This window comes from Halovivax asiaticus JCM 14624 (assembly GCF_000337515.1).
In the GTDB taxonomy this organism is placed as follows: Archaea; Halobacteriota; Halobacteria; order Halobacteriales; family Natrialbaceae; genus Halovivax; species Halovivax asiaticus.
Map to the genome: position 1 here is coordinate 26,520 of NZ_AOIQ01000010.1, position 25,442 is coordinate 51,961.

A 25,442-nucleotide genomic window follows, 5' to 3' on the forward strand; every position below is an offset into this window, starting at 1 on the left:
GCGAGCTAGGGGCGAGCGCCGTTTGGATCCGTCGGTTCGACGATCGTAACTCACAGTGGCGCCCCCGCAAGCCGTCGACCGGCCTGGCGATCGGATGCGATCTGGTTCGGCGAACGGGAACGTCACTCCGATCGGAAGCGCCGGACCCCGAACTGACCGTAGCCACCGTAGGCGACCTCCAGCGATCCGATCCACCAGTTCCAGCGGTCCGCCGGTGTCCCGTCCGGTGCGTCGGCGAGTTCGTCGAGCACCAACTCGGTCGAGAGCGGGACGCCGACGTCGGCCTCGTACTGCCCGCTGGCTTCGAGGTCGACGGCCTGGCGAACGACGACCCTGGATTCGCCGACCGTGCCACCGTAGGCTGCGCGGAGCCGAACTTCGAGGCGGCCGGGATCGAGACTCACAGGGGCCGTACGACCGCATGATACTTGGGTGGACCGTCACGGTCGTGGCGACGCCGCGGCGGCGACAAATAACCCGTCGAAGCCGATCGACTCAGTCCTCCAGATCCTCGGCGATCGAGGCGAGCGAGTCCGACGGCGGTTCTTTGGCCGCGTACACCGTCGATTCGCCGGGGGTTCGGAGCCCGTAGTAAAAGTCCGCTTCGACGACGTCGAGCAACACCGACGAGCCGTCGTCGATGCCGTTCTCGTCGAGCCACGCCTCGAGCAGGTCCGTTCCCTCGCCAGGCGTTCGAGCGAGACTCGGTGACTCGTAGACGCCCGTGATCGACCGGGTCTCGCCGGTGAGCGCCGGCTCGATGCGAGCCGAGCGTTCGTCACCGTCGACGACCAGCCGGACGACGTCGTCCGCCGGCACCAGCTCGACTGCGTCGGCCGGAATCTCGAGTCGATGGCCGGTCGCCGTGGCCACGCACGACGTCCGAACCGTCTCGACCGACGGGTGGTCGCTGGCGATACGATCTGCCACGAGAACTCGCCTCCGAGTTACTCCTCAGCCTCGTCGTCGCCCTCGCCGAGCAGTTCGTCGATGGCGGTCGAGCCGGACTCGGTGACGGTGGCGTTGATCTGGCTCACGTCGTCTGCGATCTCGCGACCGCGAACCGTGACACGGCGTCGCTCGCCGTCGCGACGCTGGTGGTAGCCGGTCCCGGTTTCGCGCATCATGACCTCGGTAAGCGACGAGCCAGTCACGCCAGCGTGCAGCGGCCGGCCGGTCTCGTCGGACCCGCCCGTGATCTCGAGCGTGTAGCCGTCGAGGCCGAGTGCGCCGCCGTCGACCTCGTCACCGATCGACTTGCCCATGAATCGATTCGCGTCCTGTCCGTCGGCTTCGAGCTGGTAGGCCAGCCCCGAATCCGGGTCGCCGACGACGACATTGAAGGTTGCCATGCGTGGGACAACTCGGCGGTCGCTCAAAAGGACATCGAACCGAGCCGACGGGTCGGGGCGTCAGTGACCCCAGCCACTCGTACAGGGCCGCCACATTTCGGCCGGCTACGTCGTCGAATGCCGTCGCTACCGAACGTTCGAGCCGGAATCGACCCGGAAAACTACAGTCGGGGCAAGAACGCGTACAGCAACAGGCCGAACGCGAGGTGCTGGACCATCGTGCGCTCGACACGACCTCTGACGGCGTCTTCGTCGTCGATCGCGTACTCCTTGGTGCGAACTTTCGCGTGCATCGAGAGGACTTCCTCGTCTTCGAGTGCGTGGAGGCTCGGGTAGACGGTTCCAGGGCTGAGCTGCGTCCCGAAGAACTGGGAGAGGTCCGAGAGGAGTTCCTTGCCGTGGGTCTCGCCGTGCAGCGAGATGAGCATGAGCAGGACTTCCTCTAAGTTTTCTTTGACGATCGCCTCGTCGAACTGGACATCGTCCGTCGGCAGTGCGCCGCGAACCTGCTCCATCAGTTCGTCGATGTCTGCTTCGATATCGTGCGTCGCATCCTCGACGGCGCCGATCGTGATATCGTACGATTCAGTCGAATCTGCGCCCTGAGTCGCCGTTGCGAGCTCGTCGAGCACTGAGTGCGTGTCGTTGGGGGTCGTATCGCGCATAGTCCGATCACCTGTCGGGGAACCGTCGTTCGACGGAGCCGAAGCGATGGTTCGCTCCCGAAGTATCACAGCAGATGAACCCACGGGTTATAAAAAATATGGCCATTCCCAAACCCAGATGTCCACCGAAATCCACACTCTAAGGACATTCATCACCTAACCGGCCATATTCAATGGGAATGTGGGCAAGTTGTGCCAAGAATACGTGAATCGGTCACGATTCAAGTGTGTTGAGGGAACATATAATATTTCGTTTACCAGCAGTCCGATTCCGGCAGTGGACGACGGAATGGGCGGAAGGAAGGCCGAAACGCCGGTTTTAGTCACGCACCGGGAGTGCAACTCAGCCACTCGAACGACTGGTTCTAGCAGCGATACAGTCGGATCGAATATATGATTTGAACGTATACTGTCTCGGCCGGCGGTAGCGATCCACCGATCGGATCCCGATCGAGTGCTCAGTCCGAAAACGTCGAATCATCACGAATAACGCTGACGAGTTGGCCGCCACCGTCCTCGTCGTTGTCGGACTCGTCGTCGATACGGCGATCGACGCGACGTTCGGCCATTCGAGCCACCATGACGTGTTCTTCCAGATCGTCACCGTTGATTCGGGAGATATACTCGAGCGACTGGGCGTGTGCGCCAAAGAGCGTCCCGGAGAGCGATTCGAGCGGATACTCGAGCGTCGTCGGTTCGTCGTAGCGCTTGTTGTGGATCTCCCCCATCGACAGGCCCCGAAGGTACGAGATCATCTGCTCGCGCACGAGCGGGCTGATCCAGCCCAGGTCTTCGTAGTACCGAAGACAGTTGAGCGCACCCGTCGTCCCGAACGTTTCCCCGAGGAAGCGCGCCCACTTGATCGTCGCATCGGTGCGACCGACCGACTGTTCTAAGCTTTCGAGGAGTGGTGTCGATTCCGTCATAGTGGCGACCAGACTACGCAACTAGAGGTCAGGGCGGTCAAAGTAAGTTCCCTCCGTATCGAGCCCTGAGTCGAGTCTCGACAGCGAGGGACCTCCGGGTCCTCGGACCATGCGAACGGACGCTGCGCGCCCGTGAGCAGATCGCGAGACGCATAACACGAGCGGAGAGCATGAACCTTCTGCCGGGGATCCCGGCCAGAGCGGGAGTCCACACGAAAGCCCCGCAACGAAGCGAGGTCGCCAAACTGGGCGAAGTAGGGGAAGATAGTTTAGACGCTCATCACACTGCCGACGACGTGGCCGGTGATGACCGCGACGATCGCCCCGAGCCAGGTGAGAAAGACGAAGTTCACGAGCCCGGAGATGAGGTGACCACGGTCGGTCAACCGGATCATGACCGCCGACAACGCCGCATTGATCAGGATCGTCGCGATCAGCAGGTACTCGATCATCACCAGGTTGTACTGGCCCGTCTGGAGGAGGTTCCCGACCATCTGCTGGTCGATGTCCATCTCGTTGGTGATATCCATCATGAGCTTTACGACTTCGAGTCCGATGAAAAAGGAGAACACGGAGGAGGCCGTGATCCCGTAGAGCACGCCCGTCAGCGTCGTCGTCGCTTGCTGGCGCTTCTCTCTGACCTTGAGGACGTGGCTCTGGTTCGTACTGATGAGCTGCCCGAGCAGTCGCGGATTGCCACCCATCTGTCGTCCCATCACGTACATATCGCCGAACTTCTGGATCAGGTACGAGCCAGTCTCGGCTGCGAAGAGCCGCCACGAACGGACGTTGTCGACGCGCATGTGGAGACGCTTGTAGAGGGCGTCGACGTTCTTGGTGAGTGCGCCAAAGTCTTTCTTGCGCAACGAGGAGAGGACACTCGACGTGGAGGTCTGTTTGACGCTCTCGACGGCACCGAGCGCCCGAATGAACGACGGAAACTCCTGATCCCGCTCTTTGACGTTCTTCTCCTCCTGACGCATTCGCCAGCCGGGGAGCAACAGCGGCGTGACGGGAATCGCCGCCATGACCGGCGCCGGAATGCGATCCGGTGCAATCGGCGTGACCCCGAGAAGGATCGCGAGCACGGCGACACCAAGGAGGAGGCAGGCACCGAACCCGACGACGAGCGCCTGCGGGATACGCTCGGTCGGCCCGCCGCCCGCCGTCTTCTCGATGTACCAGACGGGATCGTACGGCGAGACGACGTGGATCGCGTAGACGAACGCCGCCTGAACGATCGAGAACATCAGGATGGTCGATCCGATCAGGAGCGTCGGGCTCATCCCGATCAAGATCGGCAACACGATGGCGAAGACGAGGATGAACGCCACCGAGAGCATCATCGACATGTACAGCTCCTTCATCACGTCGAGTTTCGCCAGATCCGACTCGTACCGCGTGGTAAACTGCTGAATCATCGAATCTTGTTCCTCGACGAGGAACTCGCTGATCTCCTGGCCGGCGCCGACGGTGTAGGCGAGTCGTTCGAGGAAGTCCGAGAGGAGCGGACTCGACACCTGCTTCGCGCGCATCCGGCAGGCGTCGTCTAAGCTCTGATTCCAGGTGTCGACCAGCGCGACGAGGTAGCCCATCTCCTCGGCCAGCGCCTGATACTCGTCCTCCTCGGCGAGGATCCGGAAGATTTCTACCCGGTTGATGTTCGCCATCGAGAGGACCGTGATGTGGGTCAGGAACAGGTGGAACCGCTGTCTCACCTGCTTCTTTCGGCGGTCCTGGGAGAGTTTCGGATAGATGATGGCAGTGGTCAGTGCGAGGAAGCCGAACGCCACGAGCGGTCCGGCGACGAACAGCGGGAGACCGACCACGAACGGCGCGACGAGCGCGCCCACGAACAGTCCAACCGCGGGCGTGATGACGAGGAGAACGTACCGCTCGATCGACATCCCCATCGTCTCGTACGCGCGGTAGAGCGAGAACAACAGCGACCGCGCACTCAGATCCGGCTGTGACTGGGTCTCCGTCGACATGGTCAGGCGAACTGGTGCATCCCGGTGGGCTGTATGGGCAGCCCTTCGATCCCGTCACGCTGGAAGTCGGAGATCGCCTTGTTGACCTCGTGGTACCCGAGCACGTCCGCGTCGATGAGCTGGCGGATGATCTCCGCTCGTCTGTCGAGTTCGTTGTAAATCTCTCGCGTGTCCGCGTAGCCCAGCAGCGTCGCGATCTGCTCTTCCAGGACGAACGAGTTGTTACGCCCGGTGAAGACGACCTCGTCGTCACGAGGGTCCCAGCGAAACGCCTGCCGAGTGACGACGCCGCCCTCGTAGTCGGAGTAGCCCTCGATCTCCTGGACCGAGGTGACCCGCCGGAGGACGTCGTCCCCTTGCTTGACGCGGTTCTGGAAGAGCGCAACGTCGCAGTTGTCCATGAACGTCTCGGGGACGTTGATCGGCGCGCCGGTAAAGCGCTGGATCATCGAGACGATGTCGCTCGCGTGGAAGGTAAGCATCACCGGGTGGCCCGTCTGGGCCGCCTGGAATGCCATCTGCCCCTCCGCTCCACGGACCTCCCCGACGACGATGTAATCGGGGCGCGATCGCAGTGCAGCGGCGACCAGATCGAACATGTCCACGTCGGCACTCTCGTCGCCCGAGCCCTCCCGGGTCAGGAGTTGCTGCCAGGTATCGTGGGGCGGGACGACCTCGGCCGTGTCCTCAGCGGTATAGATCTTCGAGTCCCGAGGGATGAACGACAGCGAGGCGTTCAGCGTCGTCGTCTTGCCCGACGCCGTCTCGCCGACGACGAAGACGGTCTGCTCGTTCTCCAGACAGAGCCAGAGATAGGCGGCGAGTTCGGGGCTGATCGTCCCCCATTTCGTGATCTGAAAGACCGACAGCGGGATCTCTTCGCCCTGTCGGATGGTCAGCGACGGGCCCTGTACCGAGACGTCGTCGGAGTAAATGATGTTGATACGCGAGCCATCGGGCAGCGTGGAGTCGATGATGGGATCCGAGTCGCTGACCGGGTGGCTCATCCGTTCGCCCATGTTTCGCAGCCACTGTTCGAACTCTTCGGGCGAGCCGAAATCGACGGTGGCGCTGATCATCCCGTACGTGCCGTGATCGAGGTAGCACTGCTTCGGCCCGATCACGTGAATGTCCTCGTTAGCCGTATCGGCCATGACCGGTTCGAGGGGGCCGAGGCCGACGATGTCACGCTGGAGCTGGTAGCGCAACCGGTCGAACCGCTGCTGCGAGATCGAGACCTTGGTCGTTCCGAGGGATTTGAGGCGGCCGATCGACTGGCCGGTAATCCCGCTCGTGACCTCCACGACCTCGTCTAGGAGTGCGTCGAGGTGTTCCTCGAACTCCTCGTCGTTCGTCGGCGCCGGCCGGGTGACGCTCTTGTCGAGGATCCGCTGGCGGATCCGGTCGTACAGCTCCTTGTCTGCCTCGTCGAGCGTCGGTTCGACGCAGTAGTAGGTCGTGTCGATGCCGAGGTCGCCGTAGACGTGACAGAAGATGGGCGCCTCTGCCTCGTAGATGACGTTCGGCCGGTGAGACTCCCACTCCTCGGTCGGCTCGTCGATCAGCGCAGGGTACTCGGTGTACTCCTCGTAGAACCACTCGAGGTGCTCTCCGAGGTGCGGGTGCTCGCTCGCCAGTGCATCCAGTTCGTTCGAAAGTCGTGTCGAGCCAAAGTCAGCCATGTTAAGCCACCGTCCTGCTCACGATCGAGAGGCCACGGCCCTGCTGAACCGTGTACCCGATCGAGTCGTCGACCGGATTTTTCATGTTCTGAAAGCGACGCACCCTGACGTTTCGTCTGATCTCCTGGCCGACCGAGCTCGTCTCGAGCTGGAAGTAGACGTCGACCACGTTCCGAAGCGGCCTGAGGGCGTCGTCGCCGACGCTCGTCGGGTCGACGGTGAAGATCACCGTCTTGTCCTGCTCGGTCACCGACCGAAGGAACGAGACCAGCCGTTGCAGGACGTGGTCCTCGTCGCCAGTGCCGGCGACGGCCTCGTAGCGGGGATCGTTACGAAGCAACGCCGAGAGACTGTCGACGAAGACGACGTCGGCCTGCCACAGCGTCGTCGCCTCCGTAAAGCGCGTGAGGAGTTCCCGCTGCTGGCCATCGTTGTGGGTGTCGATGTCCGCGTGCAGAAACAACAGTTGCTCGCCCAGTAGGTGATCGACCACGTCGTACGACAGCGAGTGCATCTGCTGGACGAACTCCCAGGAGGCCAGTTCGGTCGAGATGTACGTCACGTAAACGTCCTCTTCGGCCATGCCGTAGGAGAAGCGCTGCGAGATAGCGCTCTTGCCGGCCCCGTCTTCCCCTTCGACGAGCACGATCGACCCCTGCGGAATTCCGCCGCCGAACGCACTCTCGACGCGATCACTCCCCGTCAATCCGAGCGGGTAGTGGTCCACCACGTTCAGGCACCCCCGTAGTAGAACTGGAACGTGCTCTCGGACCCTCGAACCGACAGCATGACCCGGTGTTCACCGGCGTCGAGCGGTTCCGAGAGGGAGAGCGTAACCTGAGCGACGGTACCGGCGTTCCACGTCGGCTCTTCGAGCACGGTCACCGAGAGGTTCTCGTTCGAGACGTACCTGCCATCGACGAGCGGATCGAGCTCCGTCCCATCCGACGGGAGCGTCCGGTCGCCCGTGTTCTTCACCAGCAGCGTCACCGTCTGATTGTTGTCTCCGACGATCGCGTCGCTTCCCGGATCGCTGATGATCTCGACGTCCGTCTCGATGTCGTCGCTGACATCACCACTGTAACCGTCGATCGAGCCGCTGAGTTCACCGACGCTCGTGACGAGCGTTCCCGCCACGCTCGCCGCGACGAGCATCGCCGCGATGAACAGGATGAGCGTCGAGATCGATTCACCCGACATTCGTGACCTCCGTCACCGTCTTGGCGACACCGTTTCCGGTGATCACCTTGAGTCGGTTCGGTTCCGTGTTCCGGTCGATGGTCAGCTCGAGCAACTCGCCGGGCTGGACGAGCGTTCGCGCCGAGTCACCCTCGACTGATCGGTCAGATTCGTTCCAGCCGGTGATGAATTGTCCATCGACGAGGAGGTCGACGTGTTCGACCGTGAGCGTGGTCGAGCCGGTGTTCGTGACGTTCACGGTAAGCGTGTCGGTACCGGAGTCGTACGCGCCGTCCACCTCGATCGCCGTATTTCTGACCTCGAGCGCGCGGTCGTCACGCTCTTCTATCGCCGCCGACTGTCGTTCGTAGGCCGTCTCCATCACCGGAAACACCATCCCGATCGCGATCAACACCCCCAGAAAGAGGATGACGACGGCCGCACTGGAACTAAATCCCATCGGCTACCCCCCAAACTGAACGGCGCCAGTCGGCCGAGGCGAATCGAGACCGCTGGCGACAGTCTCGACGCCGGCTCGAACGATATCCGTCAGTACCGACCGACATCAGAGTTCCACCTCTGCGCTGGCCTCGTGGACTTCCTGGAGCTTCATGATGTACTCGTAACTGTCGGCGTGGTCCTCCGCGGTCAGTTCCTCCGGCGTCCGTTCGGGATCGACGTGAATATCGAGGTCCGGCCCGCTGAGGACGGCCTCGAGATGCTGGCGCACGTCGTCGTCGATCCAGCCGATCTCGTGGTAGTACGAAATCGCACGCAGCGTCGCAGACGGTCCACCGGTCCGGACCAGCTCGGTGAGCCACTCGAAGACGAGGAGATCTGCCGCATACGTGTCCGCAAGCGATGAGAGCGTGACGTCCGAGTCGTCGGCATCCGCATCGTCGTCCTCGGTTACGTCGGTAGCTCCTTCCCCAGCTACCTCGTCGGTCGCTTGCACTTCGACGGACGCGTCCGTCGACGTCTCGTCGGATTCGCGGTCTGCATCGGCCGGTTTCCCCGGTTCGTCGTCGAGTTCGTCTTCGAAGGGAATTCGCTGTGGCTCCCCGGCACCGTCCGCCTCCTCGACTGCCGATCGAAGGTCGTCGAAGGAAATCGAGGCTCCACCGGTTTCGGTGGTCTGCTGGTTCAATCCGAACCCTTCCTCGTGATTTTCGCCGAAGACGCCGAAGCCCTCGGCCTCCTCGCCCGCCCCGGTGAACGGGTTGACTTGCTCCGTCAGTCGGTCGTAGACGCCGAGCAGCCGCCGGACGGTGTCGTTTACCTCCTCGATGTCGTCGCTGACGCTCTCCTGGGCGTCGCGAATCGAACCGAGTCGAGTGCCGTTCCGTTCGAGTTCCTCTTCGAGCGTCTCGATACGGTGGTAGAGATCGTCGACCACTTCGTCGTCGTCGAGCTCGTCCGAATCCGGCCGGTCCTGGTCGAACGAGGAAGTGGACTGATCGGTGCTCGATGTGTCGGTGGCGTCCGCTCCCCCTCCCTGTGCACCCTGGGCGTTCGCCGGATCACCAGTCTGGCCCGCTGGCTGCTGTTGGCCGGCCGCGGCGCCCGGCTGTTGGCTCGCCTCGGCGCTCGGTTCGCCGGGAAATCCCTGCCCGGCCGGATCGTCCGTGACGGCGCCCTGTGAGTCGGCCTGTTGCTGGCGCACCTGCTCTCGTTCGCGACCACGGCGGCCACCCGTGTTCCCGAGCAGGTTCTGGAAGAGCTCCCTGAGATTGGCTAACGTTAGATCCATAGGCGTGTGCGCATCGAGCGAGCGTGAGCGTCGAAGTGGGGCGACGCCATCCCTGTCGCGCGAGACGGGTTCATCTACCCATCCCTACCGATACCATCCCTAAAGCCCTACGCGAAGAGTCGGCCGCCGATTCGGCCCGTGTTTCGAGCCGTGAGTCGAGGCTCGATTCGCCGAGTGAAGTGATACGGAGGTTAATAGAAGAACGAGAGAATGTCTTCGTCGGGGTACATCCCCAGATACTGTGATGCCATACGACACAACCGCTCCCAGCGATCGACGGACCGACCGACGGCCCGTCGCCACTTCCGCAGCACCGACGGCTGTGGACGCGACGGGGACTGCCCGTCGACGTGGGCTGACCGCACGGGCGGCAGCGGGGCCGGGTCGACCGGCTCCCGATCGGTTGGGTCACGCATGCAGGGTGTACACATAATGTTCGAAAAGTTAACAAATCCGGAGGAACGCGGTCAGGTCGGTATCGGTACCCTGATCGTGTTCATCGCGATGGTGCTCGTTGCAGCCATCGCAGCAGGCGTATTGATCAGCACCGCCGGGCAACTGCAGGCCCAGGGCGAGGCGACCGGGGAGGACTCGCAATCTCAGGTTTCAGACACGGTTACCGTGGTTCACTCAGTTGGTGAGACAGATTCCAATAACACCGTCACCCAACTGAACTTGACCGTCATGCGATCACCAGGGGCGAGTGCGATCCAGCTCGAAGAGGCGACGATCCATTACACCTCTTCGAGCACCTCTGATACGCTCGTTTCATCGGCCAGCGGCGGAACGGCACCGCACTTCAGCGTTTCGAACCCGGTCCTCACTGAATCCGGCGAGGAGAGCGTGATCACGATCGACCTCACGCAAACCGAGTTCAGTGGAACGGCGACACTCGAAGAAGGTGAAGAAGCGGAACTGAACATCATCGATCAGTCCGGTGCGACGACAGTCTTCGTCGCGCAACCGCCGGATGGAATCACGGCCGATGATAATTACGTCCCAGTGTGATACCAATGAGAGAACAAACCAACCAAACAGATAGTTCCGAACGCGGCCAGGTGGGTATCGGTACCCTGATCGTGTTCATCGCGATGGTGCTCGTCGCAGCCATCGCAGCAGGCGTATTGATCAGCACCGCCGGGCAATTGCAGGCCCAGGGTGAGGCAACCGGTGAAGAATCCCAGGCACAGATCTCCGACAATATTCAGGTGTTGACGTCCAGTGCTGCTGTCGACGACTCGACGGACCCATCAAACGTCGACGAAATTAACCTCGTCGTTGGACCAGCATCTGGAGCAGATACGATCGACCTCACGCAAGCGACGATTCACGCGTTGAGTAGCGATGCGAGTGAAAGTCTCGAGTACGCAGATGCCGACGGCGCTGGTTCCTTCACAACTGAGAACGTGTACGGAACGAGCTCTAGCAATGGCAGCGTGCTCACGTCAAGTGGAGACCGCTCGCAAATAACGATCACTAGCACCGGTTCGAGCGTGATTTCCAACCTCGAGCCGGGCGACAGTGCGACGCTCGAGATCGTCGACCAGTCCGGTGCAACGACCTACGTCGAAGTTCGCCTGCCGTCGTCGTTCGCTGACAAGTCCGAAGTCAGCCTCTAACGACGACTCGTTCGATCACTTTTTTAGTGAGCGAGGACATGCTTGACAGCGACAGTATTCCAGTACGTGTTCGATTATTTTACCGACCGGAACCATCAGCTGTACCCGGTCGTCTGCGACAGGCGTGGTACAGTAACGCTCCAGCCAAGCGGGGAGGTGAAAACGTGTTTTCGGCCGTCGGTTGCCCACGAATCGAATCCTGAAACGAGTCTCGACATCGTGTAAGGCCTTTTCGTGGAACAGTTCGACTATTCTCCCGATGACAGCTACGCGCCGACGCTTCCTCGCTGGAACCGGAGTTACCTCGGTCGCCGCCCTCGCCGGCTGTATGGGCGATGCTGCCGAGATCTCCGTCCAGTCGAGTAACATTCGATTCGACGAAGAGAACCCTGACGGCCCCGCCCAGGTCACGTTCATGCTCGAAACCGACTCCGCACCGCTCGACGTGGCAATTGACGTAACGACCTACGACGAAGACGACGCGGAGGTCGACTCGTTTTCCCACGAGGGAACCATCGAATCGTCGCCGGAAGTCATTCGATTCGAAGTCGATACACCGCAGGAGTTCGACCGCTACGAGTACTCGGTTACCGAACAGTAACCCGCGCCCCGACCGATTCGGACGCGACCGGCAATCAGACCACACCATCCCATGACATCCGATGACGACGGCGTTCTCGATCCCGATGAACTCACCCTCGATCCCGATCAGGTCGATCGACTCGACGACAACCGGTTCGTCGTCCGAGCCGACGACTCGCCGGAGCAACTGCTCGGTGACAGTGGCGCGTCAGGGATGGACGCCGCCGGTACGGGAGACGGTCCGGGCGTCGATGGAGCCGGACTGGGCACCCCGACGAGTGACCGGAAGCGATCCCAGACGACGCCAGACCCGCTTGCCGACGCCTCCCACGAATCGGGCGGCACCGACCGAGCGGACGCGAGTGAGGAGCCACGGGAGCCGACCGACGTGTTGGCAGCCCACGACGCGCCCCACGGGGTCGACATCAGTCTGAAAACCGACGGCGAGGTCGCGCGATTCCAGAGCACCTCCCACGACATCCGAGAAGTCTTCGCGGACATGATGGCCTGGTACGCGACCCAGCTGGACGAGGACGTGACACCGATGGAGGCCCTCGAAGTGCTGATTGCGACGACCGATCTCGACGAGCGGGCGTGACGACGATCCACTACGGCAGCCGATACAGCGCTCGATATCGAACGGCACTATTTCCGGATCGAACGCCGAGCACTAGACATGGCCGACCACGATTTCAGGACGTCGAACAGGTCACGCCGTCACCTGCTGGCCGGCGTCGCCGGCGGTGGACTCGCTGCGATCGCTGGCTGTCTCAGTTCCTCCGACGACGACTCCGAGGGAACCACGATCGAACCCGCCGAACCGCCGATCGAACGCGAGGGAACGCCACCGGAGTTCTACTACTTCCTCGAGGAGAACGGCATCGAGGTCTCGTCACTCGAACGCGACGCGGACGTCCTCTCGCTCACCTACGAATCTGATGCAGCAACGGTCACCGAATCGAACGACGAGATCGGCATCGTCTATCAGGTCTACCGGAGCGGGCTCATCCTCAGAGGCTCCGACGTCGAATATCTCGAGTGTAAGATAGCGAACCCGTTCGCCAAACAGGCCCACAGCTGGGCGATCGATACCGAGTGGATCCACGAGTACGACGGGGCGGACGACGAGGACGACACCAACAGTGAGAACGAATCGACGAGCGATATGGACTCCGACGTACGGACCCTCTGGGCGCTGATTCAACGAACGAAAACGTACGGTGACGAGGGGTTCCCAGACGGCGACGGAAACGAATCGAACGAATCCGAGTAAACACGCGAAAAACGCCCCAGGCGAGAGCGAGACCGACGACGCGAATGACGTCCTTTTTCCCCGTTCGGCACTCACGTGGTCGTATGCCGACCGACCGCGAGGCGTTCCTGGCCGGAGATCGGCCGGACGACGTCGCCATCTACATCGAAGACGACGCGATCGACGACGAGACGAAACTCGAAGACTACGGCGACCGGGTCGCCGACGGCACCCTCCTCGTCGTCGAAGGCGAACAGGGTCGCAACGCCTTCCGCGCCGCAACCGGTCTCGACGCGATGGCCTTCGCGAAGGAAGCGATGGGAACTGACGGCGAGATCGCTGAGACGCTGACCGACGCGACCTGTCCGGAGCACGGTGACGGAGACACCGACGCAGACGACGGACACGACCTCAAGTTCATCTTCGCCTTCAGTGAGGAGCAAAACGAGGACGTCGGCGGGCTCTACGCCGAAGGCGACGTCGTTCACGCCTACGCCCGGTGTACGTGCGGCGAGGCGTACTCGGACAAGTGGGTCGTCGAGGAGTGAGCCGACGACTGGAAGGCGCGATGGAGTGTGGGACGATCGAGCGCAGAAATCGAGCGCCAGTGGGAGTGCGACGGCGCCTTCCCTGACGAATCCGCCCCGCCTATTTTCCCCCTGCTCGCCGTAGCATTCACCCATGAACTCCGTCGAGACCGGGACGTCGACCGAGACCGGATTCGGTCTCTCCGGACGGGACGCCAGAGTCATCGGCGGTGCCACCGGCCTGCTGCTCGTGACGATCGCCGTCATGTACATCCTCGCGACGACGCCGCTGGCCGCCCTCAATCGACGGCTGTTCGCAGCCCCGATCGTCGGCGTCCTCGTCTACGGGGTCGCGATCGGTGGGGGCGAGTACGTCGCCGAGCGGGGCGTCGAACGCGGTAATCTCGCCATTGCCGGGCTCGGAACGGCGATACTGATTCTCGCGTTCGGTACCTTCGGTGCGGGTGTCCTGGCGATCGCCCCACTCGACCTTCGCGTCGAGATCCTCGCCATCACGGCCCTCGTCACGGCGGTGCTCACCGCCCTCATCGCTACGTACGTCTACGGGCGAGCCAAATCGTTCGCCTCGTGGGGCACCTACGCCACCTACGCGTTTCTCGGCGGTATCGGCGCCATCGCGATCGGTACCTTCGTCCTCTCACAGCTCCTGCTCGTCGGGTTCGTCCTGCTCTTTCTCGGATTCTTGCTGCGACTCGGTTGGGAGATCTGGCGCGTCCGCGAGAACACGGTCGCCTCGGCGACGATCCAGGCGATCGGCGTCTACGTGGCCATCGCCGGCGTCTTCGTCCACGTCCTGCAACTCGTCATGCGGTACGTGCTCTCGCGGGAGTGAGTGACCGGTAACCCAACTGTTATTTCGACCCGAGTGTACGTCGGGGTATGCACACACAGGACACACAGGCCGTCGACCCCGAGACACTCGCCCGACTGCCCGAATTCTACCACCCCGTCGTCTCGCCAGACGGCAGTCAGATAGCGTTCTACTACGACGAACACGGTCGGAACGATCTCTACCTGTTCGATCGGGAGCGTGGGAGCTACGAGCAAGTCACCGACGGCGAGGCGCCGCGGAGTGCGCGCTGGCACGTCCAGTGGAGCCGGGACGGGGCCGGCGTCTACATCCATCAGGACGACGCCGGCGACGAGCAGAACGACCTCGTTCGGGTGAACTCCGATGGAATAGTCGAGCCCGTCGTCTCGGTGGACGGCCAGGCCATCTTCATGGACACGACGATGGACGGCCAGACGGTGCTGTACGGCAGCGACGAGGGCGAGCAGATGAACCTCTACCGGTACGACACGGCGCGCGACGAGCGCCAGCAGCTCACCGCCTACGAGCATCCGGTCATGTACGGGGCGTTCAGTCCCGACGACGACCGGATCGCGTACGCCACCAACGAATCGGACGCCCTCGAGAACCGCGACGCGTACGTGATGGCCGCCGACGGGAGCGAGAAGCGCCGGCTCGACATCGGCGAGGACGGATCCGAGTCGATGGTCAGCGGCTGGTTCCCCGACGGCGAGCGAGTACTCGTCTCGGACAACGCCGCCGACCTCCGTCGCGTCGGCATCTACGACCTTCCGACCGACGAAATCGAGTGGCTCGGCCCGCACGAGGCCGAAGAGGGCCCGGCGGCGATCTCGCTAGACGGCCGCTACGTCCTCGTCTCGCGACAGCGCCGCGGGGCGACGATGCCTGTCGTGTACGATCTCGAGACGGGCGAGGCGACCGAACTGGCCGTCGCGGAGGGGGTCGCCTCGATCCCCGGCGGCCGGACGAGTGCGTTCGTCGACAACTCGACGCTCGTCTTCGCCCACTCTCGCCCGGACGCGCGCAAGGAACTGTACGAGTACGACCTCGCAACCCACGAGTACGAGGTTCTGCTCGAGGCGACCTACGGCGACGTCGACCCCGACGCCTTCGTCGACGCCGAGTACGTCACCTACGAGAGCGAGGACGGCCTCGAGATCGGCGGGCTCCTGTACGATCCCCGAGACGGACCGGCCAGAGCGGGCGACGAGACGGCCGTTCCGGGCGTGGTCCACGTCCACGGCGGCCCGCACGCGCGCTCGTCGAAGGCGTTCGGCCTGATCGCTCAGTTCCTCGTCTCCCGCGGCTACGCGGTCTTCCAGCCCAACTATCGAGGGTCGACGGGGCGTGGTCGGACGTTCAAGCAGACAATCCTCGGCGACTGGGGCGGGATGGAGCAGGCCGACGTCGCCGCCGGCGGCCGATGGCTGATGGACCGAGACTGGATCGACGCGGACCGGGTTGCCGTCTACGGCGGTAGTTACGGCGGCTACTCCGTCTACTCGCAGCTGACGCGCTACCCGACGCTGTGGACGACCGGCATCGCCTCGGTCGGCATCACCGACCTCCACCGCCTCTACGAGGAAGACATGCCCCACTTCCAGTACATGCTCCGCCAGCAGATGGGCGATCCGGAGGAGAATTACGAGCTGTGGCGCGACCGGAGCCCGATCGAACACGTCGAAAGCGTCGAGCGACCCATCTACATGATCCACGGCGTCAACGATCCCCGCTGTCCGATCGAACAGGCCCGCATCTTCCGTGACGCGCTCGAGGAACGCGGCTGGACCGAGGGTGCGGACTACGAGTACACCGAACTCGGCGAGGAGGGCCACGGCTCGACTGACATCGAGCAGAAGGTTCGGAAGTTCGACCTCCTCGGCGACTATCTGGAACGGCGGCTCTGACCGACGTCGTCACCACTGCTCGGCGATTGTCTGGAACGGCGGCGCTAACTCATGCTGTCACTACTGCTCGACGAGTACCTAGAACGGCGGCTCCGACCCGCGTCGACGCTACTCCTCGTCAGGCCGGTCGGTTGCCACGACGGCTTCGAACGCCCGCAGGATGACGCGTTTGGTGACCGCACCACGGGTTGTCCAGTGGTTCGCATAATCGAGCATGTCGTCGTAGATGTCGGGTTTGCAGCCCGCGGCCTTCGGATGACCGCCGCCGTTGACGCGGTCGGCGACCTCGTGGCAGCGGTCGAACGTGTCGGTCCCGCGGATCGAGGCGCTCCCGGCGGGTTTGACGACGACGGCGGCGTCGGCACCCTGTTCGCGAAGCGCCTCCGCGACCTCGTTCTGCGAGCAGCGGCCGTAGGTGACGCCGACGGTGTAGGGACCGACCGCGTGGAACTCCGCGCGGTCGACCGCATACTCGATCAGGCGCTCTTTCTCGACGCGACGCTCGGCGAGGAACTCGCGCACCCACTCGGGCAGGTCGGCGCCGTGTTTACGGACGACTTCGACGTACTCCTCGGGATCGGTCCAGTACGCGTAGTCCGCGAGGTCGTCGCTGCGTGCATCCTCGCGGATCCAGAGGTCGTGATCGCGCGTGACGGCGACGAGATCGGTGAGGCGATCGTCGAACGTGGTTTCGAGCGATCGCGCGACGACATCCGCGCTGCACTCCTCGTCGGAGTCGCCGACGACGAGTTCCGCGCCCGCGTCCCGGACGGCCGCCGCGACGTCGTCGTCCCACTGGTGGTGGTCGTACCAGCGAACCGAGTCGGCGACGTTCACCGCCGCATCGAGGTCGTCGGCGACGTACTCGTACCGATCGGGAGCGAGGTCGCAGACGAAGAGGTCGACGCCGGACCTGGCGGCACCGGCGACGCGACCGAGGGCGTCCTCGACGTCGTGGGGACTCGCCGGCACCAGCACCACGTCGTGTGGACCCGGCTCGGGGGCGTCGATCGCCTCGGCCGGAGTGTCGTCCTCGTCGCCTTCGGTGTCGCCCTCGTCGTTTCTCGCGTCCGGCTCCGGCGGTTCCAGCACGTCGTCGTAGGCCTCGCGGATCAGCGCGACGCAGGCCAGCCCATCGGCGTCGGGGTCGGCGACGACGACACACTCGGCGTCGGCGACGGCGGCTTCGATGCGGTCGCTCTCGAGGTCGGCCTCGAGGTCGTCGGGGAGGAAGAAGCCGGCTCCGGGGAGCAGACTCCGGCGCGCCGGGTCGAGATCCGTCGTGTCGAACAGGTCGTCCATGCGCTCCGTTCGCGGAGCGGGGGGAAGAACTCGGCGGTCTCCGGTCGGTCTGTAGTGTGATACTCAGCGTTCGGCTTCCTCGTCCGTGGCGAGCTGGCGCACCGTGAGGACCGGGACCGACGACGTCCTGACGAGGTGTTCGGCGACGCTGCCGAGGAGCTGACGGTGTTCACCGTGGCGCCCGCGCGTGCCAGCGACGATCAGGTCGGCGTCGATCTCGTCGGCGTGGGCCCGGATCTCGGCTTCGGGCCGCCCGTCGCGGATGGCCGTCGAGACGGACTCGGTCGCCACCTGCTGCTCGAAGGAATCGAGCGCCGTCTCCGCCTGCGACTCCAGCGCGGCTCGATACTCCTCGCGGAGCGCCTCGGGAGTGGACGCGAGTTCACCCGTATCCAGCACCGTCACCGCGTGAAGGTCGGCGTCGAAGCGCTCTGCGACGTCGAGGCCGACGTCGATGGCGCGCCTGACGCTTTCGGACCCGTCCGTCGCGACGAGCACTCGCTCGAACATAGGCGTGGGTTCGGATCGCCCGCCCATAATTCCTCCCGTCCACCTCGGCACTGCTCCCTGGCCGACAATCCCTCGTCCCGGCATCGCCCACGCCGCTCGACTCGACGCCTTCGAATCCCCGGCCGAAGAGGGACCTTTTTGATCCCGGTCGACGCACCCTCCGGCATGGACGACACCGCTGCGCTTTCGGTCGAAACGGTGCTCGCTCCCGTCGACGGCAGCGACGCCTCGACGGCCGCGGTCGACGACGCCGTCGAACTCGCCGACCGCTACGACGCCACCGTCCACGTCCTCTTCGTCCTCGGTCGCGAGGTCGTCCTCGGGATGGACGCCGACGCCGTCGAGGAAGCCGACGTTGCCGAGAGCGTCAGGACGTACCTCGCGGACGTGCGGTCCCACGCCGACGACCGCGGCGTCCCGATCACCACGTCGACGGTTCACGGCTTCTCGCGCGAGCGAAAGACGACCCACCCGGGAAGCGTCGTACTGGACACGGCCGACGATGTCGACGCCGACCTCGTCGTCGTCCCGCGGCCCTCGACCGACGGCCCCGCCACCGTCCTGGAAACCGTCGCCGAGTACGTGCTGGGCTATGCGACCCAGCCGGTGCTCTCGGTCTGAGGAGCGGTGGAATCACCGGCACGCACACGGGTCACCGTCGCGAGGCGAGAATCGATACCGTCGCCGATCAGGCCGGATCGAGCTGGATCGACATCTCGATGTCGAATCGCTCCGTTCCCACGGATTCGAACCCGGTCGATTCGTACAGCGAGATCGCCGGGCTGTTCCAGCGTTCGACGGTGAGCCAGACGTGTTCGATCCCGACCGCGGCCGCTTCGCCGAGGAGGTGTTCGAGCAGTGCGGTTCCGACGCCTGCCCCCTGATACTCCTGTAAGACGAAGATCGCGAGTTCCCACTCGTAGCGACCCGGTTCGTCGAGTGCGTCCGACTCGTCGGTGTCGGGGACGAGGACGGCGTGGCCGACGTACTCGATCGATCCGGCGTCGGCGCTGGTGGCGTCTGCGTCCGCGTCGATGTTCCGGTCGGCGCCAGCGTCGTCGTTCCGGTCGACGTCAGCGTCGAGCGTGGACGCGTCCGGTGTCGCTTGGCCAGCCGAGGCGGTCGGCTCCAGCGGCCGAACCGCGACGTTGACACCGGTGTCGATCAGCGGGTCGAGCCAGTCGCGGATCTGCGCCTCGCCGGTCGGCGGGATGCCCTGGGCCCGATCGGCCGGGTTGAATCGATCGTACATCCGCGTGAGCGAGTCGTGGACTGCCCCATCGGTGGCCACCCGTTCGATCGCGAGGTCGCGGCCCTCGGCGTCGGTGTGCGTCGCGGGCGGGGTCGGAAACGGCCCGGCGGGTTCGTCCGGGTACCGTCGCGAGCGTTCCACGTTCATCGGATGAGGGTGACCGGCATCGAGGCGTTCAACAGGACGAACTCCGTGATCGGGCCGAGGCGGATCTTGCCCATCGGCGTCTCGGTCCCGCCGCCGATGACGACGTGGTCGAACCCCTCCCGTTCGGCGAGGTCGACCAGCGCCGGGCCGGGATCGCCCTCGAGTTCGCGGATATCCGCGTCGAACCCGGCCGCTTCGAGGGTCGCTGCCGTCTCCGACCGCATCTCCGCTGGCGATCGCGGGGCGTCGGCTTTGTCCAGGATAGCCACGACCAGCTCGTCACCGACCGCGCTGGCGCGGTCGATGGTGGCCTCCAGGGCCTGGATCGATTCGTCGGTCCCGCCGAGGCCCAGCAACACGTTCATACTCCGCGTTTGCGGGGCCGGGGGAAAATAATTGCGGGGCCACGCACCGATCACGCCGAGCCGTCGCGAGAAGCCGACCGGTTCGAGAGGAGGGCGCTATTCGGCGTCCGTCCGGTCTTTGATCGTCCCGAACTGGTCGAGCGGTTCGTCGGTCGAGTCGTCGGATTCGACCGAGACCGTTCCGTCGTAGTCGTTTCGTGGACCGAAACCGCGGCTTCGTCGTCCACCTCCGGTGTTCGACGATTGCGTCTCCTGTTTGGATTCGTCGTCGCTTCCAAAACCCATACCCGCGCTGGGGTGACCAGTGGCGAAAGTCCGGCGAAATTCACTGATACAGGGACGGTGAATCACGGGATGGGTGAGTATTCGCCGTCAGCGTGGCGCCCTGACGCGAGGGTCCGGGAACAAATAGAATACCCTACAAATATAGATTTCAGCGAGCGTTTATCCTCGACGCCGCCGTCGGTACGTTCGACGCATGACAACGTACGAACTCCCACCGTTACCTTACGAGTACGATGCACTGGAACCGCACATCTCCGAGCAGGTGCTCACCTGGCACCACGACACGCACCACCAGGGCTACGTGGACGGTTGGAACGCCGCCGAGCGGACGCTCGCCGAGAACCGAGACTCGGGGGACGTCGACTCCTCACCTGGCGCGATTCGCGACGTGACCCACAACGGCTCGGGCCACATCCTGCACGACCTATTCTGGCAGAACATGTCTCCCGGCGGCGGCGACAAGCCGACCGGCTCGCTGGCCGAACGCATCGAGGCCGACTTCGGCTCCTACGACGCCTGGAAGGCCGAGTTCGAGGCCGCCGCGGGCGCCGCCGGCGGCTGGGCGCTACTCGTCTACGACAGCGTCTCGAACCGGTTGCGCAACGTCGTCGTCGACAAGCACGATCAGGGCGCGCTCTGGGGATCGCACCCGATTCTGGCGCTCGACGTCTGGGAACACTCGTACTACTACGACTACGGCCCGGATCGCGGCGACTTCGTCGACGCGTTCTTCGCCGTCGTCGACTGGGACGAGCCGACGAGGCGGTACGAATCGGCCACCGAACGCTTCGAGTAAGGACTCGAGCGAGCGATTAGACGCCGATTGGCGGGTCTACCGTGGGTAGGTGGCCCCGATCGCGACGAGTAACGATTGTCGCGGCCCGGCAGTCCGCTTCTGCCTCCGTCCATCTCCATCGAGTTCGCACGAGTCGGCCGCCGAGCGGGTGGCCGGACGCGACGACAGTCCGCTCACCCAGACAGGAACGCGGCGGCGACGATCCCGATCGCCAGTCCGATCGAGAGGCCGAGCGCCGGGTCGTCCATCACGACGCCGAGGAGGAGACCGATCCCCGCGCCGACGGCGATTCCCGCGCCAACCGTCTCGCCGTCGGGCCGGTCGTCGGAGCGTGGCATGGCAAACCGGACACCGCAGCGGCGGAAAACCCCTCCGCCGCGTCTCAGCGCTCGTAGCAGCCTGAACGCTATCGACTCGCCTGAAGCTCGAGCTGGGTGGGCTGCTCACCGCGCCCGGAGACGGCCACCGACAGCGTGTCGGGAACAACCTGGGCAAACACGAGTCGGACGAGCACGGAGACAGGTGTGATCGCCTCGCCGCAGAGGTCCTCGGGTGGGGCGGTTCGCGTCACGGCGAGCGGGAGCTGAGGCCGCCCTGCCTCGTCGACCGTCGGCTCGTCGTCGAGTTCGAGGGCGTAACAGGTCTGGGGCGCAAGCGCCTGGACGTAGACGAGCGTCTCGCCGTCATCGAACGCCGTTTCGGCGACGAAGGCGCGGACGGCGTCGGCGTCAGGGCCGGTGGCGGCCGCGAACGCCGTCTCCGCGGCCGATCTCGAGGCCAGGTAGACACCCCAGACGTCCGTCTCGGCCCCGCGCCCGACGGTCGGGTCGACGACATGATCGCTCACCGCGTAGTCGGTGAGCGTGACCGCTGGGTCGTCGCCGGACGCGTCTGTGCCGGGCGTACCGTCGGCGGACTTGTTCGAGCCGGACTCGGGGTCCGCAGATTCGTTGTCGCCAGTCGGTCCACCGGCGGACTCGTTGTCGCCAGGTTCGTCGGGCCCGGCCGGCCCGCCACCGGAACCGATGCGGTCCCGAAGACAGCCCCCGGCCGTGGCCGCGAGGAGCGTTGCCACGCTGGCGAGTGTTCGACGGCGGTGCATACTCGGTCAGTGGCCGCTATACTCGACAGCGATAAACCGCTTTGTGCTGGCTATCGCGTCTGTTCAGTTCGCGAGAACGAGAGTTACGAGAGGCGTCGCCAGACTCGCCGGACTAATATAGCCACTCCGACAAGACAGGGTATGGAGTCGACCGGCGGCGACCACGCTACCGAGCGCGGCGCGGTTTCTCGACGCCGCGTGCTCGCGATGGGGACGGGCGCACTCGCCGTCGCGACCGCGGGCTGCACACGGCTGAGCGAGATGATCGTCGATCGCGTCGTCGGCGACGTCAACGTGTTCAACACGACTGATGAACCCGTGACCGGCTCGCTCACACTGACCGATCCGAGCGGCGAGACACTGCTCGATACGGAACTGGACCTGACCCCGGACGGGGACGACGGGATCTACGAGGACACGCTGACGACCGCCGGCACGTACGCGATCGCCGTTATGTTCGAGACGGCTGACGGATCCACGTCCGGTGCCGACTCCGGGACGATCGAGGTCAGTGACCCCGACGAAGAACACGTCGTCGTTTTCCTCGGCCAGGCCTACACCGACCAGCCGGTCACGATCGAAGTCGTCGAGGACTTCGCCGAACTGGAGGGGACGATCGAGGGCGACGGTCGGCCCTGATCGGCGTCCACAGCCACCCGACGGGACCTACCCACCGCGCCGGTGGCGCTCGGGGCGCGTGTCCGCATCCGGATCGTGCAGCCAGTAGAAGGCCGGCACGTAGGCGAGCCAGGCGAGAACGTACGCCCCGCCGAGCACGAGACTCCGCGTGTCGAACGCCTGGACGGCGCCGTCGACCAGCCCGATGGCGAGGACGATCGCGACGAGCGCCGCTATCGAGGGATTCTCGAGCCAGTCGTAGACGACGCCGACGAGCGAGCCGATCACGTACGCCAGTGCGTACCGGCCGACGACCGCGCCCGCGGTGTAGAGCCAGAAGTAGACCGTCACCGTCGCGCCGGGATCGAGTCCGACGAGACTCGGGCCGAGGCCGACGAGTTCGACCGACGTGAGCAGACGTCCGACGAACGCCTCGCGGACCGACAGCAGGCTCACGACGGCCAGGATCGCCGTCAGGAGCCCGACGACGCGGCCCGCCTTGACGCCGGTCCGTGCCGGATCGACGCGATCGATCGAGACGTCGCTCATGTGGTGGGCGAACAGCGCTGGAGTGGCGAACAGGTTCGCGGCCGGGGTAGATGACGGCGCGGTAGCGGCCGGGGTGGCTGCCAGTGCGGGAGCCGACGCGGGAAGTGCCAACGAGGTAGCGAACGCGGCAGGTGCCAGCGCAACACCCGCCGAGGTACGACGGCGGTCACTGCAGCGTCACTGCCGTCCCGTAGGCGATGACCTCCGAACTGCCGCCGGCGATCTCCGAACTCTCCATACGGACGTTGACGACCGCGTCGGCGCCCATCGCCTCCGCATCGTCGGTCATCCGGGCGATAGCCTCGTCGCGCGCATCGGTGAGCAGTTCCGAGTACGCCTTGAGCTCGCCGCCGGTGATGTTGCGGATGCTCTGGGTGATGTCGCGGCCGACGTTTCTCGCCTTGACGGTGTTCCCGCGGGCGATGCCGAGTGCTTCTTCGATCTCTTCGTCCGGGATCGTCTCCGTCGTGACTATCTCCATACGAGAATAGTAGGAGAACCAAACAGTTCATCCTTACTATTACGCGCTATCATGTTCGAGCGATCGACCAGACGGACGTCGAGCGATCGGCCAGATAGACGGACCGGCTAGCAGTGGCGGCTTCGCTGGCTCCGAGGTCGGCCGACTACGCGACACCGAGTTCGTCCAGCAACGTCCGGGCCGCCGCGTGCGAGGATTCGGGCCCGCGGCCCGTGATGAGATCGCCGTCGACCTGCACCGAGGTGTCGGCGTCGAGTTCGGCGTCCCAGTTCGCGCCGACGGCGCGGACCTCGTCTTCGACCCAGTAGGGAAGCTTTCGCCCGTCCGGCAGCAGCTCCTGGTCGTCGACGATCCCCTCCTCCCAGGCGTTCGGGAAGCCGGTGACGGTTCTGTCCGCTGCGAGGAACTCGCCGTCGGCGTCTCGCGTAAACGCCAGGAGCCCCACGGCGTGACAGACGACGAGCGCTTTGCCATCCTCGCCCGCGACGGCCTCACTGAAGAGCTCACGGGCGTGGTGATCCTGCGTCACGTCCCACGCCACCCCGTGCCCGCCGGGGAAGAAGACGGCGTCGTAGTCGTCCGCCACGGCGTCGGCGAGCGCGATTGGATCGTCGAGGCGCTCGTCGGAGTCGATCACGGTGCTGACGCGTTCAGCCGTCTCCTCGCCCACCTCGTCCGGGTCGAGCGACATGTCGTCGACGACCGGCGGCTCACCCGTCGGGGTGGCGACGGTGATCTCGACGCCCGCGTCGGATAGCGTCGTGAGCGGGTCGACGCACTCTTCTGCCCAGTAGCCGTGCTCGCTGACGACGAACAGAATTGCAGTCATACAGGAGCGGGAGGTACGGTGGCGATGATTGTAAGCGGCCGGGTCGCGGAACCCGCTGACGGTCGCGTCCTGAGACGGCGTTGCCACATCGACCGGGTCGAGACGGTCTGGCTTCGAATCGCCAAATGCTGGCCACAACGCCTACCAGCCGAGATCGGTCACCAATCGACAATGGGAGAGGATATTTCGGTCCTCCACGTCGACGACAACCCGGCGTTCGGGTCTCTCGTCGAGGCGTTCCTCTCGTGAGGAGCGGACGGATTCAAAATCCACAGCGAGCACACCGTGTGAACCGGTCTCGAACGGCTCGCCGACGACGAGCCGACCGGCGACTGCGTCGGCAGCGATTACGACATGCCGTCGACCTGGGACTCGGTTCAGTCACGGGTCGAGACGAAGGAGACGGTCGAACTCGCCTATCGGGTTCGGACGAAGCAGGGGGACGTTCGCCACGTCGGTGAACGCTGACACGGCTGCCTCGACGATTCGGGCTCGGTCGCTGCGCTCTATGGCCTGATCGTCGACATCACGGAGTGACGTCGCCGACACCCACACGGGCGGCGACAGCTGAATGATCGTTAGACTGGCTGGACCACTGGTCAGACTTATCAGCAATTCACCGTAAGAATGATTTTTCAGCACTGAAAGCGCGGAATTTCGCGTATTCACGGTGAAACCGATGTCTCCTTCAACAGATACTTTTACGCCACGCCGCTGGTCGCCGGGCACATGCAGGTACTCGGCGTACCGGCACGCGACGCGACGAGGCGCGACAGTGGCGGACAATCGACGATGGCGACGGCCCCCGCTTCGTCGACGGATATCGATTCGGCGCCGACGAGGGGCGATTCGGGGTCGGCGGGACACGACCCGCTGTCGGCGAGACACGAACCGACGGGCACAGCACGAGCAAGCGAGGGTGCGGCGGCGGTAGCGCCGGCG

General features: G+C 64.5%; 35 protein-coding genes. 12 read left to right on the plus strand and 23 right to left on the minus strand.

Annotated features, from left to right (window positions below):
* Positions 1 to 122 precede the first annotated feature (122 nt).
* The 12 genes from C479_RS05915 to C479_RS05970 all read right to left on the minus strand — a co-directional run bounded on the left by C479_RS05915 (position 123) and on the right by C479_RS05970 (position 9,961).
* Positions 123 to 404, minus strand: coding sequence for a hypothetical protein (locus tag C479_RS05915; protein WP_007699344.1), 282 nt, complete (start codon positions 402 to 404; stop codon positions 123 to 125).
* 91 nt (positions 405 to 495) lie between these two features.
* Positions 496 to 930, minus strand: a complete 435-nt coding sequence (locus C479_RS05920) for a DUF7112 family protein (protein WP_007699346.1) — start codon at positions 928 to 930, stop codon at positions 496 to 498.
* A 17-nt stretch (positions 931 to 947) separates the two neighbouring features.
* A complete protein-coding gene (locus tag C479_RS05925; RefSeq protein ID WP_007699357.1) occupies positions 948 to 1,352 on the minus strand; it encodes a 30S ribosomal protein S6e in 405 nt (134 codons plus the stop codon).
* Between the two features lie 161 nt (positions 1,353 to 1,513).
* Positions 1,514 to 2,017: a PadR family transcriptional regulator gene (locus C479_RS05930; RefSeq protein ID WP_007699360.1), complete on the minus strand. Its 504-nt coding sequence runs from the start codon at positions 2,015 to 2,017 to the stop codon at positions 1,514 to 1,516.
* 458 nt (positions 2,018 to 2,475) lie between these two features.
* Positions 2,476 to 2,943 carry a FlaD/FlaE family flagellar protein gene (locus C479_RS05935; RefSeq protein ID WP_007699362.1) on the minus strand — a complete coding sequence of 156 codons (468 nt, stop codon included), beginning with the start codon at positions 2,941 to 2,943 and terminating at the stop codon, positions 2,476 to 2,478.
* A gap of 269 nt (positions 2,944 to 3,212) precedes the next feature.
* A complete protein-coding gene (gene flaJ / locus C479_RS05940; RefSeq protein ID WP_007699364.1) occupies positions 3,213 to 4,934 on the minus strand; it encodes an archaellar assembly protein FlaJ in 1,722 nt (573 codons plus the stop codon).
* Positions 4,935 to 4,936: 2 nt separating this feature from the next.
* Entirely contained in the window at positions 4,937 to 6,616 is a 1,680-nt protein-coding gene (locus tag C479_RS05945) for a type II/IV secretion system ATPase subunit (RefSeq protein WP_007699367.1), read from the minus strand.
* Position 6,617: 1 nt separating this feature from the next.
* Positions 6,618 to 7,346 carry an ATPase domain-containing protein gene (locus tag C479_RS05950; RefSeq protein ID WP_049907115.1) on the minus strand — a complete coding sequence of 243 codons (729 nt, stop codon included), beginning with the start codon at positions 7,344 to 7,346 and terminating at the stop codon, positions 6,618 to 6,620.
* Positions 7,347 to 7,348: 2 nt separating this feature from the next.
* Positions 7,349 to 7,816 (minus strand): flagellin, encoded by a 468-nt coding sequence (locus C479_RS05955; protein WP_007699377.1) that lies wholly within the window; start codon positions 7,814 to 7,816, stop codon positions 7,349 to 7,351.
* A complete protein-coding gene (locus C479_RS05960) occupies positions 7,806 to 8,255 on the minus strand; it encodes a flagellin (protein WP_007699380.1) in 450 nt (149 codons plus the stop codon). The genes C479_RS05955 and C479_RS05960 overlap by 11 nt, the downstream gene beginning before the upstream one ends.
* A gap of 105 nt (positions 8,256 to 8,360) precedes the next feature.
* Positions 8,361 to 9,545 (minus strand): FlaD/FlaE family flagellar protein, encoded by a 1,185-nt coding sequence (locus C479_RS05965; protein WP_007699383.1) that lies wholly within the window; start codon positions 9,543 to 9,545, stop codon positions 8,361 to 8,363.
* Between the two features lie 191 nt (positions 9,546 to 9,736).
* Positions 9,737 to 9,961: a hypothetical protein gene (locus tag C479_RS05970; RefSeq protein ID WP_007699386.1), complete on the minus strand. Its 225-nt coding sequence runs from the start codon at positions 9,959 to 9,961 to the stop codon at positions 9,737 to 9,739.
* Positions 9,962 to 9,977: 16 nt separating this feature from the next.
* Between C479_RS05970 and C479_RS05975 the strand changes: the two genes are divergently transcribed.
* The 8 genes from C479_RS05975 to C479_RS06010 all read left to right on the plus strand — a co-directional run bounded on the left by C479_RS05975 (position 9,978) and on the right by C479_RS06010 (position 16,264).
* Complete coding sequence (locus C479_RS05975; RefSeq protein ID WP_049907116.1) at positions 9,978 to 10,553, plus strand: archaellin/type IV pilin N-terminal domain-containing protein; 576 nt, start codon at positions 9,978 to 9,980, stop codon at positions 10,551 to 10,553.
* Between the two features lie 5 nt (positions 10,554 to 10,558).
* Complete coding sequence (locus C479_RS05980; RefSeq protein WP_049907117.1) at positions 10,559 to 11,164, plus strand: archaellin/type IV pilin N-terminal domain-containing protein; 606 nt, start codon at positions 10,559 to 10,561, stop codon at positions 11,162 to 11,164.
* Between the two features lie 259 nt (positions 11,165 to 11,423).
* The gene (locus C479_RS05985) at positions 11,424 to 11,765 is read left to right on the plus strand and encodes a hypothetical protein (protein ID WP_007699394.1); all 342 of its coding nucleotides are present in this window, start codon (positions 11,424 to 11,426) and stop codon (positions 11,763 to 11,765) included.
* A 51-nt stretch (positions 11,766 to 11,816) separates the two neighbouring features.
* Complete coding sequence (locus tag C479_RS05990; protein ID WP_007699397.1) at positions 11,817 to 12,344, plus strand: DUF7500 family protein; 528 nt, start codon at positions 11,817 to 11,819, stop codon at positions 12,342 to 12,344.
* A 78-nt stretch (positions 12,345 to 12,422) separates the two neighbouring features.
* Positions 12,423 to 13,019 carry a hypothetical protein gene (locus C479_RS05995; protein ID WP_007699400.1) on the plus strand — a complete coding sequence of 199 codons (597 nt, stop codon included), beginning with the start codon at positions 12,423 to 12,425 and terminating at the stop codon, positions 13,017 to 13,019.
* 83 nt (positions 13,020 to 13,102) lie between these two features.
* Positions 13,103 to 13,546 (plus strand): DUF5807 family protein, encoded by a 444-nt coding sequence (locus tag C479_RS06000; protein ID WP_007699403.1) that lies wholly within the window; start codon positions 13,103 to 13,105, stop codon positions 13,544 to 13,546.
* A 133-nt stretch (positions 13,547 to 13,679) separates the two neighbouring features.
* On the plus strand, positions 13,680 to 14,378 hold the full coding sequence (locus C479_RS06005; protein ID WP_007699404.1) for a hypothetical protein: 699 nt from the start codon (positions 13,680 to 13,682) through the stop codon (positions 14,376 to 14,378).
* Between the two features lie 47 nt (positions 14,379 to 14,425).
* Positions 14,426 to 16,264 carry a S9 family peptidase gene (locus tag C479_RS06010; protein ID WP_007699408.1) on the plus strand — a complete coding sequence of 613 codons (1,839 nt, stop codon included), beginning with the start codon at positions 14,426 to 14,428 and terminating at the stop codon, positions 16,262 to 16,264.
* Between the two features lie 108 nt (positions 16,265 to 16,372).
* Here C479_RS06010 and C479_RS06015 read toward each other — a convergent pair whose 3' ends face one another.
* A complete protein-coding gene (locus tag C479_RS06015; RefSeq protein ID WP_007699411.1) occupies positions 16,373 to 17,566 on the minus strand; it encodes a DHH family phosphoesterase in 1,194 nt (397 codons plus the stop codon).
* Between the two features lie 63 nt (positions 17,567 to 17,629).
* A complete protein-coding gene (locus C479_RS06020; RefSeq protein ID WP_007699413.1) occupies positions 17,630 to 18,076 on the minus strand; it encodes a universal stress protein in 447 nt (148 codons plus the stop codon).
* A 165-nt stretch (positions 18,077 to 18,241) separates the two neighbouring features.
* On the opposite strand from C479_RS06020, the gene C479_RS06025 reads away from it, so the two are divergent.
* Positions 18,242 to 18,697 (plus strand): universal stress protein, encoded by a 456-nt coding sequence (locus C479_RS06025; protein ID WP_007699416.1) that lies wholly within the window; start codon positions 18,242 to 18,244, stop codon positions 18,695 to 18,697.
* A 67-nt stretch (positions 18,698 to 18,764) separates the two neighbouring features.
* Here C479_RS06025 and C479_RS06030 read toward each other — a convergent pair whose 3' ends face one another.
* The 3 genes from C479_RS06030 to C479_RS06040 all read right to left on the minus strand — a co-directional run bounded on the left by C479_RS06030 (position 18,765) and on the right by C479_RS06040 (position 20,125).
* Positions 18,765 to 19,475 (minus strand): GNAT family N-acetyltransferase, encoded by a 711-nt coding sequence (locus C479_RS06030; protein WP_007699420.1) that lies wholly within the window; start codon positions 19,473 to 19,475, stop codon positions 18,765 to 18,767.
* Positions 19,472 to 19,840: a universal stress protein gene (locus C479_RS06035; protein ID WP_007699423.1), complete on the minus strand. Its 369-nt coding sequence runs from the start codon at positions 19,838 to 19,840 to the stop codon at positions 19,472 to 19,474. Before C479_RS06035 ends, C479_RS06030 begins: the two co-directional genes overlap by 4 nt.
* Positions 19,841 to 19,936: 96 nt before the next feature.
* Complete coding sequence (locus C479_RS06040; RefSeq protein WP_007699425.1) at positions 19,937 to 20,125, minus strand: DUF5786 family protein; 189 nt, start codon at positions 20,123 to 20,125, stop codon at positions 19,937 to 19,939.
* A gap of 193 nt (positions 20,126 to 20,318) precedes the next feature.
* Here C479_RS06040 and sod point away from each other — a divergent pair, with 193 nt between their 5' ends.
* Positions 20,319 to 20,921 carry a superoxide dismutase gene (gene sod / locus C479_RS06045; RefSeq protein ID WP_007699427.1) on the plus strand — a complete coding sequence of 201 codons (603 nt, stop codon included), beginning with the start codon at positions 20,319 to 20,321 and terminating at the stop codon, positions 20,919 to 20,921.
* A 173-nt stretch (positions 20,922 to 21,094) separates the two neighbouring features.
* On the opposite strand, the gene C479_RS16485 is transcribed toward sod, so the two are convergent.
* Both C479_RS16485 and C479_RS06050 read right to left on the minus strand, forming a co-directional pair.
* Positions 21,095 to 21,259: a hypothetical protein gene (locus tag C479_RS16485; RefSeq protein WP_015299891.1), complete on the minus strand. Its 165-nt coding sequence runs from the start codon at positions 21,257 to 21,259 to the stop codon at positions 21,095 to 21,097.
* 68 nt (positions 21,260 to 21,327) lie between these two features.
* The gene (locus tag C479_RS06050; protein WP_241430168.1) at positions 21,328 to 21,996 is read right to left on the minus strand and encodes a hypothetical protein; all 669 of its coding nucleotides are present in this window, start codon (positions 21,994 to 21,996) and stop codon (positions 21,328 to 21,330) included.
* A gap of 168 nt (positions 21,997 to 22,164) precedes the next feature.
* Here C479_RS06050 and C479_RS06055 point away from each other — a divergent pair, with 168 nt between their 5' ends.
* Complete coding sequence (locus C479_RS06055; RefSeq protein WP_007699431.1) at positions 22,165 to 22,662, plus strand: hypothetical protein; 498 nt, start codon at positions 22,165 to 22,167, stop codon at positions 22,660 to 22,662.
* A gap of 27 nt (positions 22,663 to 22,689) precedes the next feature.
* On the opposite strand, the gene C479_RS06060 is transcribed toward C479_RS06055, so the two are convergent.
* The 3 genes from C479_RS06060 to C479_RS06070 all read right to left on the minus strand — a co-directional run bounded on the left by C479_RS06060 (position 22,690) and on the right by C479_RS06070 (position 24,500).
* Positions 22,690 to 23,190 carry a hypothetical protein gene (locus C479_RS06060; RefSeq protein WP_007699443.1) on the minus strand — a complete coding sequence of 167 codons (501 nt, stop codon included), beginning with the start codon at positions 23,188 to 23,190 and terminating at the stop codon, positions 22,690 to 22,692.
* Positions 23,191 to 23,356: 166 nt separating this feature from the next.
* Positions 23,357 to 23,671, minus strand: coding sequence for a YbjQ family protein (locus C479_RS06065; protein ID WP_007699447.1), 315 nt, complete (start codon positions 23,669 to 23,671; stop codon positions 23,357 to 23,359).
* Between the two features lie 145 nt (positions 23,672 to 23,816).
* Complete coding sequence (locus C479_RS06070) at positions 23,817 to 24,500, minus strand: DJ-1/PfpI family protein (RefSeq protein WP_007699450.1); 684 nt, start codon at positions 24,498 to 24,500, stop codon at positions 23,817 to 23,819.
* A 24-nt stretch (positions 24,501 to 24,524) separates the two neighbouring features.
* Here C479_RS06070 and C479_RS06075 point away from each other — a divergent pair, with 24 nt between their 5' ends.
* Complete coding sequence (locus C479_RS06075; RefSeq protein WP_049907118.1) at positions 24,525 to 24,749, plus strand: hypothetical protein; 225 nt, start codon at positions 24,525 to 24,527, stop codon at positions 24,747 to 24,749.
* Between the two features lie 452 nt (positions 24,750 to 25,201).
* On the opposite strand, the gene C479_RS06080 is transcribed toward C479_RS06075, so the two are convergent.
* Positions 25,202 to 25,402: a hypothetical protein gene (locus C479_RS06080; RefSeq protein WP_007699456.1), complete on the minus strand. Its 201-nt coding sequence runs from the start codon at positions 25,400 to 25,402 to the stop codon at positions 25,202 to 25,204.
* Positions 25,403 to 25,442: the final 40 nt, after the last annotated feature.

Coding starts and splice junctions, on each gene's coding strand:
- C479_RS05925 (WP_007699357.1), bottom strand. CDS start 1,352: ATGGCAACCTTCAATGTCGTCGTCGGCGACCCGGATTCGGGGCTGGCC.
- C479_RS05930 (WP_007699360.1), bottom strand. CDS start 2,017: ATGCGCGATACGACCCCCAACGACACGCACTCAGTGCTCGACGAGCTC.
- C479_RS05935 (WP_007699362.1), bottom strand. CDS start 2,943: ATGACGGAATCGACACCACTCCTCGAAAGCTTAGAACAGTCGGTCGGT.
- flaJ (WP_007699364.1), bottom strand. CDS start 4,934: ATGTCGACGGAGACCCAGTCACAGCCGGATCTGAGTGCGCGGTCGCTG.
- C479_RS05945 (WP_007699367.1), bottom strand. CDS start 6,616: ATGGCTGACTTTGGCTCGACACGACTTTCGAACGAACTGGATGCACTG.
- C479_RS05955 (WP_007699377.1), bottom strand. CDS start 7,816: ATGTCGGGTGAATCGATCTCGACGCTCATCCTGTTCATCGCGGCGATG.
- C479_RS05960 (WP_007699380.1), bottom strand. CDS start 8,255: ATGGGATTTAGTTCCAGTGCGGCCGTCGTCATCCTCTTTCTGGGGGTG.
- C479_RS05965 (WP_007699383.1), bottom strand. CDS start 9,545: ATGGATCTAACGTTAGCCAATCTCAGGGAGCTCTTCCAGAACCTGCTC.
- C479_RS05970 (WP_007699386.1), bottom strand. CDS start 9,961: ATGCGTGACCCAACCGATCGGGAGCCGGTCGACCCGGCCCCGCTGCCG.
- C479_RS05975 (WP_049907116.1), top strand. CDS start 9,978: ATGTTCGAAAAGTTAACAAATCCGGAGGAACGCGGTCAGGTCGGTATC.
- C479_RS05980 (WP_049907117.1), top strand. CDS start 10,559: ATGAGAGAACAAACCAACCAAACAGATAGTTCCGAACGCGGCCAGGTG.
- C479_RS05985 (WP_007699394.1), top strand. CDS start 11,424: ATGACAGCTACGCGCCGACGCTTCCTCGCTGGAACCGGAGTTACCTCG.
- C479_RS05990 (WP_007699397.1), top strand. CDS start 11,817: ATGACATCCGATGACGACGGCGTTCTCGATCCCGATGAACTCACCCTC.
- C479_RS05995 (WP_007699400.1), top strand. CDS start 12,423: ATGGCCGACCACGATTTCAGGACGTCGAACAGGTCACGCCGTCACCTG.
- C479_RS06000 (WP_007699403.1), top strand. CDS start 13,103: ATGCCGACCGACCGCGAGGCGTTCCTGGCCGGAGATCGGCCGGACGAC.
- C479_RS06005 (WP_007699404.1), top strand. CDS start 13,680: ATGAACTCCGTCGAGACCGGGACGTCGACCGAGACCGGATTCGGTCTC.
- C479_RS06010 (WP_007699408.1), top strand. CDS start 14,426: ATGCACACACAGGACACACAGGCCGTCGACCCCGAGACACTCGCCCGA.
- C479_RS06015 (WP_007699411.1), bottom strand. CDS start 17,566: ATGGACGACCTGTTCGACACGACGGATCTCGACCCGGCGCGCCGGAGT.
- C479_RS06020 (WP_007699413.1), bottom strand. CDS start 18,076: ATGTTCGAGCGAGTGCTCGTCGCGACGGACGGGTCCGAAAGCGTCAGG.
- C479_RS06025 (WP_007699416.1), top strand. CDS start 18,242: ATGGACGACACCGCTGCGCTTTCGGTCGAAACGGTGCTCGCTCCCGTC.
- C479_RS06030 (WP_007699420.1), bottom strand. CDS start 19,475: ATGAACGTGGAACGCTCGCGACGGTACCCGGACGAACCCGCCGGGCCG.
- C479_RS06035 (WP_007699423.1), bottom strand. CDS start 19,840: ATGAACGTGTTGCTGGGCCTCGGCGGGACCGACGAATCGATCCAGGCC.
- C479_RS06040 (WP_007699425.1), bottom strand. CDS start 20,125: ATGGGTTTTGGAAGCGACGACGAATCCAAACAGGAGACGCAATCGTCG.
- sod (WP_007699427.1), top strand. CDS start 20,319: ATGACAACGTACGAACTCCCACCGTTACCTTACGAGTACGATGCACTG.
- C479_RS16485 (WP_015299891.1), bottom strand. CDS start 21,259: ATGCCACGCTCCGACGACCGGCCCGACGGCGAGACGGTTGGCGCGGGA.
- C479_RS06055 (WP_007699431.1), top strand. CDS start 22,165: ATGGAGTCGACCGGCGGCGACCACGCTACCGAGCGCGGCGCGGTTTCT.
- C479_RS06060 (WP_007699443.1), bottom strand. CDS start 23,190: ATGAGCGACGTCTCGATCGATCGCGTCGATCCGGCACGGACCGGCGTC.
- C479_RS06065 (WP_007699447.1), bottom strand. CDS start 23,671: ATGGAGATAGTCACGACGGAGACGATCCCGGACGAAGAGATCGAAGAA.
- C479_RS06070 (WP_007699450.1), bottom strand. CDS start 24,500: ATGACTGCAATTCTGTTCGTCGTCAGCGAGCACGGCTACTGGGCAGAA.
- C479_RS06075 (WP_049907118.1), top strand. CDS start 24,525: ATGATTGTAAGCGGCCGGGTCGCGGAACCCGCTGACGGTCGCGTCCTG.